The organism is Paenibacillus sp. JT22N12 (assembly GCF_056269365.1).
The window spans coordinates 1-2775 of the sequence record NZ_JBWDNU010000037.1; the positions used below are offsets into that span (position 1 = coordinate 1).

Consider the following 2775-nt stretch of genomic DNA (forward strand, 5'->3'; position numbering starts at 1 on the left):
AGTGAATACATAGCTGCAGCGGAGGCATACCAGGGGAACTGAAACATCTAAGTACCCTGAGGAAGAGAAAACAATAGTGATTCCGTCAGTAGCGGCGAGCGAACGCGGATTAGCCCAAACCAGGAAGCTTGCTTCCTGGGGTTGTGGGACGTCTCACATGGAGTTACAAAGGTGTTGGGTAAGCGAAGAGGTCTGGAAAGGCCCGCCAAAGAAGGTAACAGCCCTGTAACTGAAAGTCAGCACTCTCCGCAGACGCATCCCGAGTACCGCGAGACACGTGAAACCTCGTGGGAATCCGGCAGGACCATCTGCCAAGGCTAAATACTCCCTAGCGACCGATAGTGAAGCAGTACCGTGAGGGAAAGGTGAAAAGCACCGCGGAAGCGGAGTGAAAAAGAACCTGAAACCGTGCGCTTACAAAAAGTCAGAGCCCAATTTAGGGGTGATGGCGTGCCTTTTGTAGAATGAACCGGCGAGTTACGTTCCCGTGCAAGGTTAAGGTGAGAAGCCGGAGCCGCAGCGAAAGCGAGTCTGAATAGGGCGAATGAGTACGTGGACGTAGACCCGAAACCGTGTGATCTACCCCTGTCCAGGGTGAAGGTGCGGTAACACGCACTGGAGGCCCGAACCCACGCATGTTGAAAAATGCGGGGATGAGGTGGGGGTAGCGGAGAAATTCCAATCGAACTCGGAGATAGCTGGTTCTCCCCGAAATAGCTTTAGGGCTAGCCTCGGATTAAAAGCGTCGTGGAGGTAGAGCACTGATTGGATGCGGGGCCCGCGAGGGTTACCAAGTCCAGTCAAACTCCGAATGCCATGCACGTAGATCCGGGAGTCAGACAGTGAGTGCTAAGATCCATTGTCAAGAGGGAAACAGCCCAGACCATCAGCTAAGGTCCCCAAGTGTGTGTTAAGTGGGAAAGGATGTGGAGTTGCCCAGACAACCAGGATGTTGGCTTAGAAGCAGCCACCATTTAAAGAGTGCGTAATAGCTCACTGGTCGAGTGACTCTGCGCCGAAAATGTAACGGGGCTAAACACGCCACCGAAGCTATGGCTCGATACGTAAGTATCAGGGGTAGGGGAGCGTTGAATACGGGTAGAAGTCAGACCGTGAGGACTGGTGGACTGTATTCAAGTGAGAATGCCGGTATGAGTAACGAAAAGACAAGTGAGAATCTTGTCCGCCGAAAGCCTAAGGGTTCCTGAGGAAGGCTCGTCCGCTCAGGGTAAGTCGGGACCTAAGGCGAGGCCGAAAGGCGTAGTCGAAGGACAACAGGTTGATATTCCTGTACCACCGTAAGCCGTTACGAGCAATGGGGTGACGCAGAAGGGCAGTGACGCGAGCTGATGGAGTAGCTCGTCCAAGCAGTAAGGCTGGTGGGTAGGCAAATCCGCCCACTATAAGGCTGAGCTGTGATGGGGAGGGAAAATTGCAGTACCGAAGGTCATGTGCTCCCGCTGCCAAGAAAAGCCTCTAGCCAGGCGAAGGTGCCCGTACCGCAAACCGACACAGGTAGGCGAGCAGAGTATGCTAAGGCGCTCGGAAGAACTCTCGTTAAGGAACTCGGCAAAATGACCCCGTAACTTCGGGAGAAGGGGTGCCTCGGTAGGGTGAATAGCCCGAGGGGGCCGCAGTGAAAAGGCCCAAGCGACTGTTTAGCAAAAACACAGGTCTGTGCGAAGCCGTAAGGCGAAGTATACGGGCTGACGCCTGCCCGGTGCTGGAAGGTTAAGGGGAGTGGTAAGCCGCAAGGCGAAGCTATGAACCGAAGCCCCAGTAAACGGCGGCCGTAACTATAACGGTCCTAAGGTAGCGAAATTCCTTGTCAGGTAAATTCTGACCCGCACGAATGGCGTAACGACTTGGGCGCTGTCTCAACGAGAGATCCGGTGAAATTTTAATACCTGTGAAGATGCAGGTTACCCGCGACAAGACGGAAAGACCCCATGGAGCTTTACTGCAGCTTGATATTGGACTTTGGTACGATCTGTACAGGATAGGTGGGAGCCTGGGAAGCCGGAGCGCCAGCTTCGGTGGAGGCACCGTTGGGATACCACCCTGATCGTATCGGAGTTCTAACCCACTACCGTGAAGCCGGTAGGGGGACCGTGTCAGGCGGGCAGTTTGACTGGGGCGGTCGCCTCCTAAAATGTAACGGAGGCGCCCAAAGGTTCCCTCAGAATGGTTGGAAATCATTCGAAGCGTGCAAAGGCATAAGGGAGCTTGACTGCGAGACCTACAAGTCGAGCAGGGACGAAAGTCGGGCTTAGTGATCCGGTGGTACCGAATGGAAGGGCCATCGCTCAACGGATAAAAGCTACCCTGGGGATAACAGGCTTATCTCCCCCAAGAGTCCACATCGACGGGGAGGTTTGGCACCTCGATGTCGGCTCATCGCATCCTGGGGCTGAAGTAGGTCCCAAGGGTTGGGCTGTTCGCCCATTAAAGCGGTACGCGAGCTGGGTTCAGAACGTCGTGAGACAGTTCGGTCCCTATCTGTCGTGGGCGCAGGAAATTTGAGAGGAGCTGTCCTTAGTACGAGAGGACCGGGATGGACGTACCGCTGGTGTACCAGTTGTTCCGCCAGGAGCACCGCTGGGTAGCTACGTACGGACGGGATAAGCGCTGAAAGCATCTAAGCGCGAAGCCCCCCTCAAGATGAGATTTCCCAATTCGTAAGACCCCTGGTAGACGACCAGGTTGATAGGTTCGAGGTGGAAGCATCGCAAGATGTGCAGCTGACGAATACTAATCGGTCGAGGGCTTATCCTA

Annotated in this window: 1 rRNA gene; it reads left to right on the plus strand. The window is 54.7% G+C overall.

The features are described 5' to 3' along the window. A 23S ribosomal RNA gene (locus AC0YOA_RS38025) occupies positions 1-2775 on the plus strand; the annotation flags it as partial.